Here is an 18,773-nt window from a genome sequence, read left to right as displayed (position 1 = left end):
TTGAGAGCCTACAAGGATAAGAATTTGAAGCTGTTGAAATGGCATTGGATGTCAGCAATTAAGATGCTTCAAAATTTAGTAAGGGACCCACAAGCATCCTATTAAATTCGTGGGGATCCCTCAGGCTCCGACCCCACCCCTCTGTTTAGTGGCTGAATGAAATGCGATTACGGACTCAATAGATCGTAACCAATGACAAACCGCGGATTTCATCAACGCTGGATAAGGTTTACTTTTATAGCCCTTACCATGAATAACCAATATATTACGTTCGCCGCTCTCATAAGCACTCAACACACCATTAATCAAGCTATCACGTGCCTGTAAAAGTCGATATTCATGTAAGTCTAGTTCTGTGTGAACACGGTACTTTCCAAGCCTGAGTAGTCTAAAAACGTCGTCTTGAATGCCATCCATTTTATAACTCACTACATCATCAGGCTTAACTGGAGTAAACAGAAAAGGCTCTGTAGGTAATAATTGTAACAACTCATGTTGTTCAGCAGCCGCTCGCTTTGCTAGTTGTGCATCTGTTAAACTCGATGGATTAAGCCATACTTGAGCGGATGTTGGTTGATGTTCAAACTTTAGAGGGGTCACATCGGCTATTTCTTGTAAAAATAATTCGTCATCACTTAATGACATATGTCACCTCCTACATACTTTGTAAAGATTCAGTCCTTTAGCAAAGTTGATGAATAATTTATAGTTATGCTAACGGTATCGCTTGCCATTATTTGATTTACATTGGATTAAAAGAGAATCATTCCTTGAAAAGAATATTGACCATTTTGAATACGCCAAGGCTATCTTTATTATTACTTGCTGTGAGTCTATGCGTAAGCACTTTGAATGTTTATGGCGCAGAGCCGATCCCCCACCAAACATTGAATACTAATTTTACAAAATTGACTAACGCTTTTGAACAACTTGATTTATCTGCTATGGAACAGATATACACAGACGATGCCGTGTATATATCTGAAACACAAGATAGAGGCATTATTAGTGGCAAAGAAAGCATACTCAATCTTTACAGTCGATTTTTTAATAAAATTAAACATAAAAATGCCACGCTTGAAGTCGATTTCCGTGTACTTGTACGTTATAGCGAGCCAAATAGTGCAACCGATATAGGTTATTATTTAGTACGTTTTCACCCGGGTAAAGAATCAGGCGAACCGGTTAGTGAGTTTGCGGGTAAATTTGTGACTGTGTTTACCAAAGACAGTAAGCAACAGTGGAAAATTAGTGTCGACTCTAATACCCACGCTGCACCGCATTTTTACTATGATGCTAAACCAGTCCCAAATCTTTACTATGGTCGACAATTTATCGCTGCTACGTCACAAGAATGACCCGATGAACAAAAATGATTTAATAAACACCAAATCTACACTCTGCCCCTGTGGCAATAAACAGCTCTACAGCGAATGTTGTGAACCCTATCATTTGAGTCATGCCGTAGCAGAACGACCAGAGCATTTAATGCGTTCGCGATATAGCGCCTTTGTGTTAAGACAATTTCATTACTTGATAATAACGCATCATGCTGACTATTTACACGGTTTGACAGAGCAACAGCTTGCTCAAGGGGATGCCCAGTGGTTAGGGTTGCAGGTGTTGTCGTCTAAACAAGAGTCTGACCATGGCGAAGTAACGTTTAAAGCGTGGTTTATTGAAGATAAACACATTGATGCTATTTATGAATGTTCGTCGTTTATCAAGCAGGATGGTTGTTGGTTTTATACTCACGGGCATCAAATGAAAACTCGATTACCTAGTCGAAATGATGCTTGTATCTGTGCTAGTGGCAAAAAATTTAAGCAATGTTGCGCTAAGCTTATGTGTTAGCATTTCTGTGCAACATGCCTAGGATATTATTGATGTCATTGCAGGCTCAGGCTTGCTATATCGGTATTGAACAATCACGAAATGCACGATTGTTCAATAAACCGGTTGTAACAGAGTCATATGAAACAAAGCAAGATAAGCACGACAATGGACTATTATCACTAAACAATGAATCCATTACTGATATAAATTAGTGTTGTATTGTTTCATGGGCATTAATAAACAAGGCGAAATCATTAACCCGAATAGCTGGACTGTACAAAAATCCTTGAGCATGATGACAAGCACTCAATGTTAAAAATTCCTCTTGCTCTTTGGTTTCAACCCCTTCTGCAGTTAACGAAATATTCAATGCTTTTGCCATCGCAATAATCGCACTGACAATCTCACGGCTTTCGTGGCTAGAAGAGATATCCATAATAAATGAGCGATCAATTTTTAATTTCGAAATAGGAAACTGTTTAAGGTATTTCATCGAACTATAACCCGTTCCAAAATCATCAATCGCTAAACCTACGCCTAACTCTGCTAATTCGTGACATAAATTAATAGCATAACGAATGTCACCCATGAGTTCTGTTTCAGTGATTTCAAGGATCAAAGTCTTTGGTTTGATGTGATAACGGGTAATCAACCGCCAAACTTGTTCGTACAGATTGCCGCTAAAAAATTGCCGCGCGGCTACATTCACATGCATCGCAATATTAACGTTTTTATGTTGCCACAAATTCAATTGTTTACAGGCCGTTTCTAATACCCACTCACCGATTTGATTAATCATTCCAGTTTGTTCTGCAATTTCAATAAACGCACCAGGATATAACACACCTTTTTTAGGATGGTTCCAGCGAATTAACGCTTCAGCGCCAATATACTGATTATTTTGCAAATCCATTAAAGGTTGGTAATACAACTCAAACTCACGACCACGGATAGCATGGTGTAAGTCTCGCTCTATTTCAGCATTGGAAGTGAATGTTTCCAATAGTGCTTCATTAAAAAACTGGTAATGAGTCCCATTTTTCTTTTTAGCATATTGCAAGGTAATATCAGCACAAGATAACGGGGCAAACATCCCGACAACAGACTTAATATCGACCACTGCAATCGCAGGGTGAGGTTCAACTTTTTCTCGTGAGATAACTGATGGAGCGGCAAGATTCATATACAGCCGGCCGATCATTTGTTCAATATCCGTTTCCGGTAACATTGGCGGCAATAATATCGCAAATTCATCGCTACCTATTCTGGCAACATCAATAGCATTAGTTGATACGGCAAAGTGTTTTAGGCGCCGAGCAGTCTCAATTAATAAGCGATCGCCTTGTGCATGACCATTAGTATCGTTAAAGCGTTTGAAGCCTAATAAATCAATAAGAATCAATATCCCATCAGTGGCACGATCTAATTGAGGGGTAAAATGACTGCGATTGTGTAAGCCTGTTAATGAGCAATGCCATGCTAAACGCTCTAATTCTGCTTTGTGTAAATATTCAGCCGAATTGTCATAACTAGACACTAACGCATAATGCTTACCCTGTTCTGTTACGAACGGGGTTATGTGGTAATTCAGCCAATATTCACTGCCATCTATTCGCGCGAGTTTAAGATCACCTTTCACAATCTCACTATTACGTAATTTACTGATGATATGGTCGAGTAATTGCGGGGTATTTCTAAAAATATCAAGACTTGAAGCACTATGATGTTCAACCGTAGCGCGAGGTAAACCTGTCATTTTCTCATGTGCACTATTAACGTACTCGATGATTCGACTATCGGTATTCACCAGCATCACTACATGTTCTGATTGTTCGGTTGCATTACGCAATAAGTAAATTTGTTCATTACTATCATAAGTATTACGGGTAGCTAACGTCAACGCTAATTGGTCAGCACATTGAATCGCAAACTGAATATCTGATTTTATCCAATTGACATCGGCACAACTTTCAACCGATAACACACCTTCAATATGGCCATTGATTCGGATGGCAATATCAATGCTGGTGACGATGTTGTGATGTTGGTAGTAATCAGAGAATGTTTGAACCAGATTAATATGCGGATTGTCAGAAGATAAAATGTAACGGTGAGACCGTAGTTCATTGAAATACTGAGGATCTATTGTGATTTGTCTCAAATGAGATGAATGACTCAACTTTTCGTCAATCTTACTTGCAACTAAAGTATGCTCACAAATGAAATTGTCATCAGCAGTAAAGTCATCGTTATCGGTTTTACTGACCAGAGTCCAAACTGACACAAATGATGCAGTGAAATACTCACGCAGAAGTTGGCACACCAACTCTGCGGTTTTTGTGAAATCACCTTGTTGTTTAGCACTGGAATTTACAATTAATTCCAATAAGTGCTGTTGCTCTTTTCGATTCATTTACATCCCGAAATTGGCTTCATAACCCTAAATTTTTACATTATTAACTCAGTACACTTGTTTTTATTAGTTCTGACATTCAGAATTTGAGTGACAATGTAACAATAATACACAGGGAGTGAAGTTCGCGTAAAAAGCCTCAATAGCATTACATTACCATGAGCTACTATACCTTCAGTTAAGTAAAGCACATTACACGCGATACTCAAAAACAGCAATCCTTTACTAATATATTGTTACGCTTTATTTGGATAGTTGACACGCTCAGCTCACTCCCACAAAAAAGTGTTTAACAACAATTATATGACCGCTTTAATTTATAATACTAATGACTGAAGTCTACAGTTGATTTTCAAGTTGAAAAATCATTTTCTCTACGCTGAACGCAAAATCAAGCTTTAAAGAAATAGCACTATCTTCATCAATAATGTCAGCTTTAGTCTCAGGAAAACGCTCTTGAGCCACTTGCTGCATAGATTGAGCTTGCAATAAGGCATCGTCTCCTACAAAGCTAAGCAGTAATATCGTATCTTCTGCTTCCACAACAGCGCCAATATCTACATAACTGCCGCATTCAGTACAACTGTCACTGACATTACCTTGCTGCTGTTTAATTTGCTTAATCATTATGTCACCCCATCAGTTTGAACAACGTCAAACGGCAAATATAACTCAGTTTAGGCAGGCTTTTACTTACCATGCTCACAATTATCAAAAATTAATTGATTGTCTCAGGATAATAGACTGATATCTCAGCAGTTAAGCCAGTTGTAAATAATTGGCAGTATTTATAATACCAACGCTTAGTTGGGGTAAACGATCAGCAAAAAAAGTGCGTGAATTCATGTCAGTGCGACTTTCATAGAAAAACCTAGGATTCTCAAAAAGTGTCAAGATACACTGATGGACTTAGACAGCACTCGTAGAGCAAGAGTTAGTGGAATTAGCAAAAAATCAGACGAGACATAAGAATTAGATCGCGTAGATTCGCACATTTCAGAGTGTGTAACGGACTTTAAAATGGCGGAACTGTTCCCGTCGTTTAAACTTGATGATGCAAGAATTTAACTGTGAGGCCAAGACACTAAACTCAAAGCAATTAAAACCGATATCACCGGAGCTGTAGTAAAATGCAAAGTGTTAATCGAACAAGTACGCGAATAAGTGCAGAATATAGAGTCATATTCATCAAATTAATCTGATTTATATTTTAATAGGATTTAAGCTTAGATCTGATTTCTCACTAGTTAAACCAACCAACAAACAAACAAACACAACTTAACATGCTGTTTAATAACCAATTAATAGTTATAAGGCAAGTTTATAAGTGAGCTTAATACCATTATTTGAAATCAGGTTGGTACCATAATGATTTGTTAGATAAAGGTGTTAAAGGAGGAAGCCAAGTATTTTCTATGTTGATAACTCGTCTATTTTCTAGTTTTGCTTTTTTAATATTTTCACTATGATAGCGATAAAAAATCTCATCAAAACTACCATCAATTACCATCATTTCCAGTCCGGTCGAAATACGCTCTGCAAGCCTCGGATGAGTTTGGCTAATAAATAGATAAGATGGCGATGGTAAATAAATCACCAAGTTTGATTCAATGACAATATTAGGAAATTGATCATGATTTTTATCAAATTCAACAAATATTTCATTGATTCCACGTGGGAAATAATCAAATCTACCACGACTGAGCATAGCAAATAGGCCCTTATAGGTATTTCCTTTGACAATGGGGAAGTTGTTGGCTTGCATTAACAAAGTGGTTGTCCACTGTGGTTTGAGTCCGGCTTGTAGCTGCTTAAGCTGCTCTGCATCGATAATTTTATTAAACTTATATTGATCTTTGGCATTAATTAATAATAAACGATAACTAAGCAAACCTTTGAAAATTGGAATACGAATAGGAATAGTTTTACTTTCCCATTCTGAATTGGTTGCGGCTACAAAAGCATTAATTGTTTGCCCTTTGATTAGCTGCCTTAAAACACGATCCCTCGCCATGGGGTTATGAGATTGCTGGATACGATAATCCCCATAAAGCGGTTGGGTTTTCTTTAATGAGAGCTCTATTAATTCAGTAGTATAAAGGTAGCGCAGATCTTCCTTAGGGTGCGGTTGATGAAAACGTACAATATCAATGACCTCAGCATGGGCGTGATTAGTTGCCGCCAGCGCGATGGCAACTAATCCGATAGTAGAAAGCATGAAAGAGAACATTCCTGTCGCGATTAGAAGGCGCTTCAAACAGTAATTGATAACACTCATTGAGAAAAGTAGTAAAAATCCCATTATTGCTCCTTAATTGAGAATAACGATATCTCATTTTGTTTCACGGAACTTATTGTTTTACGGAACTTAAAAATTATGATTTCGATTTAGGGTTACAGTAATCCGATTAAGGTGAGATCAGAGTTTGTAGGGCAAGGGGAAAAAATGCAACCGGTTATCATCATATCAACATGTTAATTCAAAGATAAACGATTTTAACCTTACCGTGTAGTCAGTTTTGAAGTAAGAACACCTAGCTCCTGTAACATCGGCTAGTAAGTGCTAATTGCTCCAGCTCAATCTCTGAACGCTTAATTTAGTTCGATTGGTATTGCATCATCTTCAGCAAATAGAGCATCAGCTTTAGTTCGTCACTACAATGTCAAATAATTGGGATATACGCCCCAACCGAATACCAAAATAATCAGAAAAATTGTTGCGTATAGAACATAAAACAAAAAATTATTTTATGAGGAACCTTACACTGTTATTACTCTGCTACTGAGTATAGTTCAGACTTCAAAAAGGGTTAAAACGTGATGTTTTTATGCACCAGAACATTCATTCTTTCGAGGTGATTATTGAATATATGTTTGTTGGCGATGGTCCTTTTTGATCCAGATCTGCTTATTACTCACATTTATTAGCTGGTCGTTGAGAGTTATTTTTTGAATCTTATATTATACTTTAAAAATCATTAAGTTATCACTTGCACTTTTTTAGGTTTACATGCGTTTTTCTGCGATCTTAATTTGATAAAATTCTAGATATCTTACGTTGCGTGCTCAATTGTTCTAAAAAGTGCATATCTTCTAACGGGGTATGTTGTTGGTAGGCATTAATCGCTTTATTTTTAGTTAGGTAGTCGCAGTTACTTAATACTTCAACCATAGAATCTGATTGAGAACCTCTAATCACTAATGCTTCGGGCGTTAATGCTTGTTGAAGTTGAAACTGACGTGCACCTTGTTGCTGAAATATCATCGCGTTATCGATAGTGTCTGGGTGAACAGAAATATCATCGACTAATAATTGAGGTTGAGGTACAGAAAATCGTTGTCGCAGTTTTTGTGTGCTCTCTACATCATTATCTAATTGAAATTGAGCCATATCGCGAGCATCAATTGACAGCATAGCCAACAGCAAACCAAATTCACCGCGACGATTGTTTTCAATCGCAACGTTTAATCGGCTCCCTATTTGTAACTCATTGACTAATGTTGACTCAATTTGCATATAAAAACATCACCACTACTGCTCGATGCTATTTTATCGACCAAACAGTCATAAACTTTAGTAAAATATTCAATTATGTACTTTACATATAAAAGGTTTCTGACTACTATGGCGACCGCAATTGAGGAGGGGTTCCCGAGTGGCCAAAGGGATCAGACTGTAAATCTGACGGCTCAGCCTTCGAAGGTTCGAATCCTTCTCCCTCCACCATTTGCGTTGCTACAAAGTGTAAATTTAAAAGTGTTAAAGATGTAAATAGTTAGAATGTAAAAAGATAGTAAGAAAAAAGAAAATATGTGGAGGGGTTCCCGAGTGGCCAAAGGGATCAGACTGTAAATCTGACGGCTCAGCCTTCGAAGGTTCGAATCCTTCTCCCTCCACCATCTTTCTTTTAATCTTATTTATCTTGCTGTGGAGGGGTTCCCGAGTGGCCAAAGGGATCAGACTGTAAATCTGACGGCTCAGCCTTCGAAGGTTCGAATCCTTCTCCCTCCACCATTTTACATCTCGAGCTTAGTTTATTACTGCTTAGTTTAATTACCGAATGTTATTCTTATTGATTCATCTGACCCAAAATCCTCGTTTATATTCTACAAACAACCTTTTCTTTGTTACAAAAAACAAACCCACTAATACAACCTGTAAACCTTATGTTATCCTTTTAATTCATTGGTATTTCTCACAAAATCATTTTCCATACTACCTCGTTCTTCCACCTATTTTTATCAATGCAACTCAACATCAGCATTTTTTAAAATATATGTTAGCTGATAGCGATAAACACTACTCTTAACTTTACATTTTAGTTATTATTTATTCCTTTTTGGAATAACGAGTATTATTGCATGTCATCTACTTGGGTCAATCAGGCCATCGCAAAAATAGAAGCCGATTATCAACGTTCCGCAGATACACATCTTATAAAATTAGATCTTCCGCAACTTGATGGTATAGACATTTATTTAAAAGACGAAAGTACTCATCCAACAGGTAGCTTAAAACATCGTTTAGCTCGATCACTATTTCTGTATGCGCTATGTAATGGCTGGATAAAAAAAGACACTCCCATTATTGAGTCTTCATCTGGGAGCACCGCTGTATCTGAAGCCTATTTTGCGCGATTACTTGGATTGCCCTTTATCGCTGTAATGCCAAAAACGACTGCTAAAAAGAAGATTCAACAAATTGAATTTTATGGTGCGCGATGTCATTTTGTCGATAATGGTAGTCAAATGTATGCTGAATCAGAAAAATTAGCCGCTGAGTTGCAAGGCCATTATATGGACCAATTTACGTATGCTGAGCGAGCCACCGATTGGCGAGGTAATAACAATATTGCTGATTCTATATTTATCCAAATGGAAAAAGAGCCCCATCCTATTCCAAGCTGGATTGTAATGAGTCCTGGTACTGGTGGCACCAGCGCTACCATTGGCCGCTATATTCGTTATCAGCAGCAACAAACGCAGTTGTGCGTCGTCGACCCCGAAAATTCTGTATTCTACGATTACTTTCACAATGGTGACGCGAGCATTATTAGCGAAAAGAGCAGTAAAATAGAGGGAATTGGTCGGCCACGTGTTGAACCGTCATTTATTGCTGGTGTAGTTGACTGCATGATTAAGATCCCTGATGCCGCCTCAATCGCAACGATTCAGTGGTTAGAGCAACTCATAGGGCGTAAAACAGGCGCATCTACTGGTACTAACTTATATGGGGCGTTGCTGTTAGCAACACAAATGCGTAACGAAGGTCGAACAGGTTCTATTGTGACCTTAATTTGTGATGCGGGTGAGCGCTATCTTGATACCTATTACAACCCACAATGGATAGAAGACAATATTGGCTGTTTTGAACACTACCGAGAAAAACTCGCCACGTTTAATCAATCAGGTTTACTTCGTTAACCTGTTAAAATTAAAAAGCCGTTGAATATTGATTCAACGGCTTTTTTTGTTTCGTAAAAAACAAGTGGTCATAATGAACACTAAATAAACGCTTTTAGTCAATATTCAAATACTTATGTGTTTGTATCGATAAACGCCAGTTACGGCTAATACACACCTTCATGGCAAGTTCTGTTGCGCGCGCCTTTTGGCTAATAGGTTGTAAGCAAATGGTTTTATCAGTGACATCAATATTTAGCAATAATTTATCTAATTCATCAATATGGTGTTCAGTGGCGATAGGATGTTTAATTTCATTAGCACGATTTAATGCTTGTTCGAGTACCTTGTAGCCACCTTTCATATTGATTTTAGGTGATACAGTCACCCAAACATCTGTATGACATTTCACCTCAAAAGTACCGCTGGTTTCTATTTGTACCTGATAACCAGCCTCAATAAAAATCGTGGTTAATTCAGTCAAATCGTACAAACATGGCTCACCACCGGTTAACACAATGTGCTTAGCAGTAAAGCCTTTATCATGAAATGCTTGCAGTAACGTATAGCCAGTATGATCAGCCCATCTGCCGATGGTGCCGTCGACCTGAATCACTTGCTCTGCGGTCACTTTGTTTTCGGGTAACACATCCCAGGTTTGCTTTGTATCACACCATGCACAACCTACAGGGCAGCCCTGCAAGCGAACGAACAGTGCAGGAACACCAGTATAAGTGCCCTCACCTTGTATTGTTTCAAATACTTCGTTAACGGGATATTTCATCGTTTACCTTACTTCTAGAGACAAGTATTGGCTACCTGGCTTATAACGGGTCGGCATTTATAGAGTATTTTAACGTTAGCTGCAAGTATTTACACCTATGGCTTTGCAGTTGGGTCTGGCTTAGGTAACATATCAGTTCTATTTACCTGGACCACTAGGGGTTGATCACTCCGATCTTACCAGTCAGTTCAGTACGTTAAGAGTATATCCATGTCAGATGCAAAGCAAAACACGCCAACTAAAGCCCTTGTTGTTTTCAGTGGCGGTCAAGATTCAACCACTTGCCTTATTCAAGCCTTATCTCAATATGACGAAGTACACGGGATAACATTTGATTATGGCCAACGCCATCGTCAAGAAATCGAAGTGGCAAAATCCTTGGCTACTGAGTTGAAACTAGCTAGCCATAAAGTCATGGATACCACCTTATTAAACGAGTTAGCCATTTCAGCATTAACACGTGATGCTATTCCTGTATCACATGAGCTGATGAATAATGGTTTGCCGAATACTTTTGTGCCTGGACGTAATATTTTATTTTTAACTCTTGCGGGTATATATGCTTACCAATTAGGTTGCGATGCCATTATTACCGGCGTGTGTGAAACCGACTTTTCAGGCTATCCAGATTGCCGTAATGAATTTGTTCAATCAATGCAAAACTCATTAGCACTCGGAATGGATAAACCCCTTAAGATAATTACCCCATTAATGTGGCTCAATAAAGCTGAAACTTGGGCACTGGCTGATAAATATCAGCAATTAGCATTAGTACAACATCAAACGTTAACTTGTTATAACGGTATTGTTGGTAAAGGTTGTGGTGACTGCCCCGCTTGTGTCTTACGTCAACGTGGCCTAGATGATTACTTGCAAAATAGTCAATCAGTGATGGACTCATTAAACAGTAAGCTATAACAATATCGATAACATACTGTAACTAACTGCAACGGATTAATGCAGCTCTGCCGCAGCGCTATTTGGATGACGAAACCAAAAATGCACACAGGTTAACGCTATGCGGCAATTTTGCGCTACAGTTAAGTTTAGTGTTTTTGGATAAATTAAATTGGCTTGTTTTGACGGTGCGCAAAGAGGATATTTTGCTAAATCATAAATCAAACACTGTTGGACTTTATCACTTTGTTGTTGTCATCAGCCTTATTTGTATTGGGCTGTTTGCAGGAGATATACCTACGCCAGCATTTTTGCCTATTGATCAGTATTTAAGTTATCAATATAACGCCATTACTGATGGACAAATATGGCGATTAATCACCGGTAACCTGTTGCATACTAATTTATGGCATTTGCTGATGAATTTGGCAGGATTTTGGGTGATTGTATTTTTACATGAAGTCCATTACAAGCGTCATCCAGGCAAGTTGATATTACTGTTTCTCAGTTTATGTTTATTAGAAGGTATTGGTTTATATTTCTTTTATCCTAGTCTAAAAGCTTATGTAGGCTTAAGTGGTTTGTTACATGGGTTGTTTGCTTTTGGTGCAGTAATGGACATTCGCAAAGGTTACCGTTCAGGTTATTTACTGTTGCTTGGCGTGATCATTAAAGTCGGATACGAGCAGGTATTTGGTGCGACGAGCAGTATTACCCAGTTAATTAATGCTAGAGTTGCCACTGAATCACATCTGGTTGGTCTTATTTGTGGAATATTGTGCGCGTTGTGCTGGTCAACGATTGCCCATCGTTTTAAATATCACCACCTGCCTTAACGCTACACGTAAACTGTATTGACTTAAGCGTAGTTGTTTTAGGGCACATACTGGATAAACGGTATGTGCGCTTAATTGATTATAGGTTCTGCAGACTCTGACTCAATCTCTTGTCCATCCATTTCCTCAGACATCCCTGGAACAGTCACTTTTTCAGATTCAGATTCGGTAGATTGAACTGTGGCATTTGATTGTGCTCGCTCAACTAATTTATCGTATTCAGCTTGAGTAATAAGATAACTTTTTAATGGCGGTAATGGTTTAGTCGAAGGTTCTATCACAGGAACTTCTGTCATACCACTGATATCAACACGTCCAAATAGCAACGCAATAGTAATAACGAACACATGTATAAATATCACTATCAATGTTGTGTAACGACTTTTACTGACTACAGCCAAAAAACGCTGCCAAACATTGCCACTCATCATTGATTCGTTTGGCTGTAGTAACGATTCACTACTAGCAGGTTCAGATCCAATCGCACCCGTTAACTGCAACTGAATATTATCAGCGACTTGTTGTTGATGATGTTGTAATTCATTTTCATCTATCACTTCATCTTCTTTCTCAACAAAAGGTGTCACGTCTTTGTTAAATTCAATGTTAGCATTTTCAACCCGCGGTGATGGCATGTTGCCCCAATGCGGAACAGCGCTATTAGTTGTAGTAGATTGAAGCGAACTCGACTGATGGTTTTTTTCAGGCATATAGACTAACTCACCAAGAATGATCGGTTAAGTATAACGTTATAAACCTCATTAAGTAGCACCTTTTTATGAGGTTTATGGATGAATTGAATTAACAAATATTTACCCTATCGAGCGTTAAATTAGCATTATAAGTAACATAAATGGACACTTCAATTTCAGCTTACACGTGTTCACCTAAATATAGCTATTAAGTATTGAGACTGATAGACTAGCGGTGCTCAAAATCCAATCAGCACTATTTACAGGATATTATGAATTCATTATCAAACACTCTGGCATCTCAGCAAACAGTTATCGAATCCACTGGATCAGATTACTGCCAAGCGGAAGAAAAAGCCAATGCCCTTTCACATGCATTAGGTATTGTTGCCGGCATCATCGGCTTAATGTTAATGCTGATAAAAGCACCCGATCATTTAACCTTTGTGCAAATTACTGGTGTTGTAATTTATGGTATTAGTATTATCGCTTTGTTTCTTGCCTCTACATTATATCACTCAAGCAAAAGTGCATTGTGGCGCAAACGCTATAAAATGGCAGACCACTGTGCTATTTACACCTTGATTGCAGGCACTTACACGCCAATGATGCTAATTAGTTTACAAAGCACACAAGCCACTGTGGTACTTACTGCCATTTGGTCTTTAGCTTTGGGCGGGGTTATCTTTAAAACATTGTTTATCGGTCGATTTAAGGCCTTTAGTGTGGTGTTGTATTTAGTGATGGGTTGGTTATGTGTCACTGTGATGGGCGACTTAAAAACTCACATGAGTGACTTAGGCTTAAGCTTACTCCTTGTAGGCGGTTTATTTTATAGTCTAGGGGTGATTTTCTATGTTGGAAAACGCATTCCGTTTAATCACGCCATTTGGCATTTATTTGTGCTTGGTGGGGCATTCAGCCATTTTTTATGTATTTATCTCACCGTACTATAACGCTCTAAAGACAATATCACTTCTCAAAAAATTGCGGTTGTACTATGGCCGCAATTTTTCTATTATCTGTTGCTAATACACAGCTAACTCTGCTTAAAGACGCTATATGGAAACACATGACTAAACTGACGCCAATGGAGCGAATATGGTTTATTGTTAATATTATCCCTCAAGGCACTGTGCTACCTTATGGAATTGTCGCTGATTTAGCAGGGTTACCTGGTCGTGCGCGTTATGTCTCTAGAGCATTAAAATTAGCGCCTGAAACGCTTGCGCTCCCATGGCATAGGGTTATCAATAGTCAAGGTAGGATTTCCTTCGCAAAAAATACCGAACCTTTTCAAACACAGCAAGAATTACTAAGATTAGAAGGTATAACAGTGAACGTAGGCAAGATTTCGTTGTCTCAATATCAATGGAAACCCGATCTAGCCACCTTAGTAATGACATTACCGTTTTAATCTTAGCCTATTCAGAATTCTAAACTTTAAGGTAACTATACATTGGTCAATAAATTAACTCGCTTATTCACTCTGATGTTGTGCACTAGCCCTGTCTTATTCGTACAGGCCTCTGACAACCAACAACTCACTGCAGATACTGAGTCTACGGTTAAATTGACTGTGTCAGAAACTGCTGTGATAGCAGAAAAACTCGAGAAAATTGATGTCCCGGCCTCATTAAGTGCCATTGAACAAGCTGCTATTTTATCGCCATTAACGGCCCACAGTGCAAAATACAATGTGTTTTATGGCAGTTTCGAATTAGGCGAAGCAAATTATCGTTTACCTGCAACCGACAGCGGCTTTTACAGCTATCATTTCGACAGCGATGTCAGCTTATTAATGCTGTCTGATCAGCGTCATCTTACCAGCGAATTCACCCTTGAAAACGGTAAATTGGTGCCATTTAGATACATACAAGAACGCACTGGAACAGGCAGTGATTACACCGAACAGACTGCATTTGCCAAAGCACAGAAATTTATTCACACCATCTATAAGCAAGAAGCATTAAAACTGCCATATGAAGAAAAAGTGTTTGATCCGTTAATGGTTCAATTACAATTCAGAATGGACCTCGCGGCCAATATACGCCCATTAGATTATAAAATGGTCAAAGAAAAAGAAGTCGATGACTATCAATTTAGAGTTATAGGCAAAGAAAAAGTCACAATAAAAAGCGGCACTTACGATACGGTTAAAGTTGAAGTGGTGCGTGACAGTACCAAAAGACAAACATTTTTCTGGATGGCGCCTGATTTAGCCTATCTACCTGTACGTTTAAGCCATTTTTCTAAAGGCAGTAAGCAACTCGATATTCAGCTAGCAAGCTACCAATTTGAACAACCATTGCCACCCATGACGCCTGTCGTCATCGATGGCCCTAAGCCTGAAGCTTCAACTGCTGTGGATGAACTGATCTCTGAAGCTGAAAATGAAGCTGGTATTAGTGAGTCTGAATTAGACGAAATTAAACAGTTAGCCGTTGATTAGCTCGCCTTTACGGAATAACTTCCACTCACCCGGTTGTAAAACCACCCAATTTTCATTGTTGGTTAATGGTCGAGTCGCAATCACAGTCACCACGTCATTCGGTGTGGTTTCCTGACTAAAATCGATGACAACATCAGTATCAATCAACGTTGCCTGTCCAAATGGAGCGCGGCGGGTAATATGACATAAGTTGTTAGTGCAATAAGTCATTAAGTCTATGCCGTTGCTCAACAACATATTAAACACACCTAACTGTCTTATTTCATCCGCAAGTTGGCTTATATACTGAAACACTTCATTCATGTTTTCAGGTTCAAACTCGCCAAACTTATTAACTACAGACTCTAATATCCAGCAGAAAGCCAGCTCACTGTCAGTATCGCCAACAGGCTGAAAGCGTGATACTGAGAAGGTAGCTTGATAATCTGTTAATTGGCCATTATGCGCATAAGTCCAATAACGGCCCCATAGCTCGCGACTAAATGGGTGAGTATTAACCAACGATACACAACCTCGATTTGCCTGACGAATATGACTGATCACAATTTCACTTTTAATCGGATATGACTTAATAAGTTCGGCAATATGTGATTTGCTGCTAGGACAAGCATCTTTAAAAGTACGGTTACCTTTACCTTCATAGAAAGTAATTCCCCAGCCATCAACATGAGGACCGGTAACACCACCGCGTTCAGCTAAGCCTGTAAAACTAAAAACAATATCCGTTGGCACATTGGCACTCATCGCCAGTAATTCACACATTTGCCTTGCCTTTTCTGTTGCTATGTTGAGCTAAACACTTTTGTAGAACGTATTGTATCTACTAAGCTTATTGAGTGGAATATTTCTGACACACAAATATTTAAACAATTGTTTGAAAAACACTTGTATTCGAGGGCTCATAAGGTTAACTTTTACGTGACACAGGTCTGACCACGCTCTTTCTTGTGAATGAGATCAATAATAAAATAAGCTATTTGTCTACTTAAATAGCTTTAAGGAGAAGTACATTGACCACCCTACTTTGGATCATCGCGATGATCTTTGTGCTCGGCGCCATGGCATACCTGCAGGTATCGTTATTGTCTACAACAATTGCTGCGGCGATTGTGTTAGTTGTCGGTAGCACTTTGGATATTATTGGTGTAATTACATGGATTGTATTCCTTGTCATTGCGCTGCCACTAAACATCAAATCATTCAGACAGAATTTTATCAGTCGTCCGCTGATAAAAGTGTATCGCGGTATCATGCCTGAAATGTCTTCTACTGAAAAAGAAGCCATTGAAGCAGGTACAACGTGGTGGGAAGCAGATTTATTTGCCGGTAACCCTAACTGGAGCAAATTACATAACTATCCTAAAGCGCGTTTAACCGCAGACGAGCAAGCATTCATAGACGGACCCGTTGAAGAAGTGTGTAAAATGCTTAATCAACATGAAGTGTCGCATGTGCTAGGTGACTTGCCACAAGATGTATGGCAGTTCTTAAAGGATCACGGTTTCTTCGCGATGATCATTAAGAAAAAGTACGGCGGGCTTGAATATTCAGCTTATGCTCAATCTTGTGTATTACAAAAACTTGCTGGTGTAAGTAGCGAACTAGCCTCAACAGTAGGTGTTCCTAACTCGTTAGGCCCTGGTGAGTTATTACAGCACTACGGTACTAAAGAGCAGCAAGATCATTACCTACCTCGTTTAGCTCAAGGTTTAGAAGTGCCATGTTTTGCACTGACTAGCCCTGAAGCAGGTAGTGATGCTGGCTCAATCCCAGATTTCGGCGTTGTATGTAAAGGTGAATTCCAAGGCGAAGAAGTGCTTGGTATGAAACTTACTTGGAACAAGCGCTACATTACCTTAGCACCTGTTGCTACCGTACTTGGGCTTGCGTTTAAACTACGCGACCCTGATCACCTACTAGGTGATAAAGAAGAATTAGGCATTACTTGTGCGCTTATTCCTACTGACATTCCAGGAGTTGAAACTGGACGTCGTCACTTCCCATTGAACTGTATGTTCCAAAATGGTCCAACACGCGGTAACGAAGTGTTTGTGCCATTAAGCTTCATCATTGGTGGTCCAGAAATGGCTGGTCAAGGTTGGAGAATGTTGGTTGAGTGTCTATCTGTAGGTCGTGGTATTACCTTACCTTCAAACTCAGCTGGTGGCGTTAAAACGGCTGCGGTTGCTACCGGTGCTTATGCACGTATTCGTCGTCAATTTAAATTACCTATCGGTAAGTTAGAAGGCATCGAAGAGCCAATGGCACGTTTAGGCGGTAATGCTTATCTAATGGATGCAGTGGCAACATTAACCACTACCGCTATTGATTTAGGTGAAAAGCCATCGGTTGTTTCAGCCATCGTTAAATTCCACTTAACCGACAGAATGCAAAAGTGTGTTATTGATGCAATGGACATTCACGGCGGTAAAGGTGTGTGTTTAGGGCCGAATAACTACTTAGGTCGTGGCTATCAAGCTGCACCGATTGCGATTACTGTAGAAGGTGCAAACATTCTAACTCGCTCAATGATCATTTATGGACAAGGCGCAATTCGCTGTCATCCATATGTATTGGCCGAAATGGAATCTGCTTTTGATACTGACGCAAATCGTGGTTTAGCTAACTTTGACGCGGCTATCTTTGGCCATATTGGCTTTGCAACGTCTAACTTTATTCGTAGCTTCTGGATGGGCTTAACCTCATCTCGTTTCTCGAATAGCCCTTACTCAGATAAAACCAAGCGTTACTACCAACAGATGAACCGTTTCAGTGCTAACTTAGCATTATTATCTGACTTAGCTATGGCAACGTTAGGTGGCAACCTTAAACGTAAAGAACGTATTTCTGCTCGTTTAGGTGACTTATTAAGCCAGCTGTATCTAACTTCAGCAACGCTAAAACGTTATGAAGATGACGGTCGTTTAACTGAAGATTTACCTTTAGTTCAATGGGCGGTTGAAGATTCATTATACAAGTTACAAGATTCGTTAGATGACTTACTGAACAACTTCCCAATGGGATTAGGCATTGCACTTCGTGCCGTTATTTTCCCATTCGGTCGTCCGATTAAGCGTCCTAGTGATGTATTAGACCACAAAGTGGCTAAGATTATGCAAACGCCTTGTGCTAGCCGTGACCGTTTAGGTAAAGGCCAGTTCTGGACTGCATCTGAGTTCAATGCTGTAGGTATCCAAGAACAAACGTTTAAAGATATCCTTGCCGCAGAGCCACTGTACGACAAAGTCTGTAAAGCTGCTGGTAAGCGTCTGCCATTTATGTGGTTAGATAAAGTTGCTGCAGAAGGTAAAGCGCTTGGTGTGTTAAGCGACAGCGAAATAGCTTTACTTGAACGAGCTGAAATTGGCCGCTTAAAATCAATTAACGTTGATGATTTCGATACCGATGAGCTTCGTGCGCAACTAGCACCTAAAGCTAAGCAAGAAAAAGCAGCCTAGCT

At 39.2% G+C, this 18,773-nt stretch carries 17 protein-coding genes and 3 tRNA genes; 12 read left to right on the top strand and 8 right to left on the bottom strand.

Annotated features, from left to right (window positions below; translation table 11 throughout):
- Positions 1 to 120: 120 nt before the first annotated feature.
- Positions 121 to 645 (bottom strand): Smr/MutS family protein, encoded by a 525-nt coding sequence (locus tag H5181_RS18470; RefSeq protein WP_182751723.1) that lies wholly within the window; start codon positions 643 to 645, stop codon positions 121 to 123.
- A 125-nt stretch (positions 646 to 770) separates the two neighbouring features.
- On the opposite strand from H5181_RS18470, the gene H5181_RS18465 reads away from it, so the two are divergent.
- Both H5181_RS18465 and H5181_RS18460 read left to right on the top strand, forming a co-directional pair.
- On the top strand, positions 771 to 1,358 hold the full coding sequence (locus tag H5181_RS18465; RefSeq protein ID WP_259397083.1) for a nuclear transport factor 2 family protein: 588 nt from the start codon (positions 771 to 773) through the stop codon (positions 1,356 to 1,358).
- A 4-nt stretch (positions 1,359 to 1,362) separates the two neighbouring features.
- Positions 1,363 to 1,854: a YchJ family protein gene (locus tag H5181_RS18460; protein WP_182751722.1), complete on the top strand. Its 492-nt coding sequence runs from the start codon at positions 1,363 to 1,365 to the stop codon at positions 1,852 to 1,854.
- 190 nt (positions 1,855 to 2,044) lie between these two features.
- Here H5181_RS18460 and H5181_RS18455 read toward each other — a convergent pair whose 3' ends face one another.
- From H5181_RS18455 to H5181_RS18440, 4 genes are all read right to left on the bottom strand, one after another.
- Complete coding sequence (locus H5181_RS18455) at positions 2,045 to 4,249, bottom strand: EAL domain-containing protein (protein WP_182751721.1); 2,205 nt, start codon at positions 4,247 to 4,249, stop codon at positions 2,045 to 2,047.
- 339 nt (positions 4,250 to 4,588) lie between these two features.
- On the bottom strand, positions 4,589 to 4,876 hold the full coding sequence (locus H5181_RS18450) for a DUF406 family protein (RefSeq protein ID WP_182751720.1): 288 nt from the start codon (positions 4,874 to 4,876) through the stop codon (positions 4,589 to 4,591).
- Positions 4,877 to 5,591: 715 nt separating this feature from the next.
- Positions 5,592 to 6,551, bottom strand: coding sequence for a hypothetical protein (locus tag H5181_RS18445; protein WP_011637343.1), 960 nt, complete (start codon positions 6,549 to 6,551; stop codon positions 5,592 to 5,594).
- Between the two features lie 726 nt (positions 6,552 to 7,277).
- On the bottom strand, positions 7,278 to 7,766 hold the full coding sequence (locus H5181_RS18440) for a VC2046/SO_2500 family protein (protein ID WP_011637342.1): 489 nt from the start codon (positions 7,764 to 7,766) through the stop codon (positions 7,278 to 7,280).
- Between the two features lie 125 nt (positions 7,767 to 7,891).
- On the opposite strand from H5181_RS18440, the gene H5181_RS18435 reads away from it, so the two are divergent.
- From H5181_RS18435 to H5181_RS18420, 4 genes are all read left to right on the top strand, one after another.
- Positions 7,892 to 7,976: transfer RNA gene (locus H5181_RS18435), tRNA-Tyr, on the top strand.
- A gap of 88 nt (positions 7,977 to 8,064) precedes the next feature.
- Positions 8,065 to 8,149, top strand: a tRNA-Tyr gene (locus tag H5181_RS18430).
- A 30-nt stretch (positions 8,150 to 8,179) separates the two neighbouring features.
- Positions 8,180 to 8,264 (top strand) — tRNA-Tyr (locus tag H5181_RS18425).
- Between the two features lie 347 nt (positions 8,265 to 8,611).
- Positions 8,612 to 9,673, top strand: coding sequence for a PLP-dependent cysteine synthase family protein (locus H5181_RS18420; protein WP_182751719.1), 1,062 nt, complete (start codon positions 8,612 to 8,614; stop codon positions 9,671 to 9,673).
- Positions 9,674 to 9,767: 94 nt separating this feature from the next.
- On the opposite strand, the gene queE is transcribed toward H5181_RS18420, so the two are convergent.
- Positions 9,768 to 10,436, bottom strand: coding sequence for a 7-carboxy-7-deazaguanine synthase QueE (queE, locus tag H5181_RS18415; protein ID WP_182751718.1), 669 nt, complete (start codon positions 10,434 to 10,436; stop codon positions 9,768 to 9,770).
- Positions 10,437 to 10,646: 210 nt separating this feature from the next.
- Between queE and queC the strand changes: the two genes are divergently transcribed.
- On the top strand, positions 10,647 to 11,354 hold the full coding sequence (gene queC, locus H5181_RS18410; RefSeq protein WP_011637339.1) for a 7-cyano-7-deazaguanine synthase QueC: 708 nt from the start codon (positions 10,647 to 10,649) through the stop codon (positions 11,352 to 11,354).
- A gap of 185 nt (positions 11,355 to 11,539) precedes the next feature.
- A complete protein-coding gene (gene rrtA / locus H5181_RS18405) occupies positions 11,540 to 12,169 on the top strand; it encodes a rhombosortase (protein WP_182751717.1) in 630 nt (209 codons plus the stop codon).
- 71 nt (positions 12,170 to 12,240) lie between these two features.
- Here rrtA and H5181_RS18400 read toward each other — a convergent pair whose 3' ends face one another.
- Positions 12,241 to 12,879: a hypothetical protein gene (locus H5181_RS18400; RefSeq protein WP_182751716.1), complete on the bottom strand. Its 639-nt coding sequence runs from the start codon at positions 12,877 to 12,879 to the stop codon at positions 12,241 to 12,243.
- A gap of 254 nt (positions 12,880 to 13,133) precedes the next feature.
- Between H5181_RS18400 and H5181_RS18395 the strand changes: the two genes are divergently transcribed.
- The 3 genes from H5181_RS18395 to H5181_RS18385 all read left to right on the top strand — a co-directional run bounded on the left by H5181_RS18395 (position 13,134) and on the right by H5181_RS18385 (position 15,313).
- Positions 13,134 to 13,817: a hemolysin III family protein gene (locus H5181_RS18395; protein WP_123778243.1), complete on the top strand. Its 684-nt coding sequence runs from the start codon at positions 13,134 to 13,136 to the stop codon at positions 13,815 to 13,817.
- Positions 13,818 to 13,933: 116 nt separating this feature from the next.
- Positions 13,934 to 14,278, top strand: coding sequence for an MGMT family protein (locus tag H5181_RS18390; protein WP_165871067.1), 345 nt, complete (start codon positions 13,934 to 13,936; stop codon positions 14,276 to 14,278).
- A gap of 75 nt (positions 14,279 to 14,353) precedes the next feature.
- The gene (locus tag H5181_RS18385; protein ID WP_182751726.1) at positions 14,354 to 15,313 is read left to right on the top strand and encodes a DUF3108 domain-containing protein; all 960 of its coding nucleotides are present in this window, start codon (positions 14,354 to 14,356) and stop codon (positions 15,311 to 15,313) included.
- Here H5181_RS18385 and H5181_RS18380 read toward each other — a convergent pair.
- On the bottom strand, positions 15,299 to 16,075 hold the full coding sequence (locus tag H5181_RS18380) for a class II glutamine amidotransferase (protein ID WP_011637333.1): 777 nt from the start codon (positions 16,073 to 16,075) through the stop codon (positions 15,299 to 15,301). The two genes, H5181_RS18385 and H5181_RS18380, sit on opposite strands and share 15 nt — an antisense overlap.
- Before the next feature lie 248 nt (positions 16,076 to 16,323).
- On the opposite strand from H5181_RS18380, the gene fadE reads away from it, so the two are divergent.
- Complete coding sequence (fadE, locus tag H5181_RS18375) at positions 16,324 to 18,771, top strand: acyl-CoA dehydrogenase FadE (RefSeq protein ID WP_182751715.1); 2,448 nt, start codon at positions 16,324 to 16,326, stop codon at positions 18,769 to 18,771.
- Positions 18,772 to 18,773 lie beyond the last annotated feature (2 nt).

The organism is Shewanella sp. SG44-2, from assembly GCF_014164215.1.
In the GTDB taxonomy this organism is placed as follows: domain Bacteria; phylum Pseudomonadota; class Gammaproteobacteria; order Enterobacterales; family Shewanellaceae; genus Shewanella; species Shewanella frigidimarina.
The sequence above is the reverse complement of the archived record's forward strand: the minus strand, read 5'-3'. Positions and strand labels throughout refer to the sequence as shown.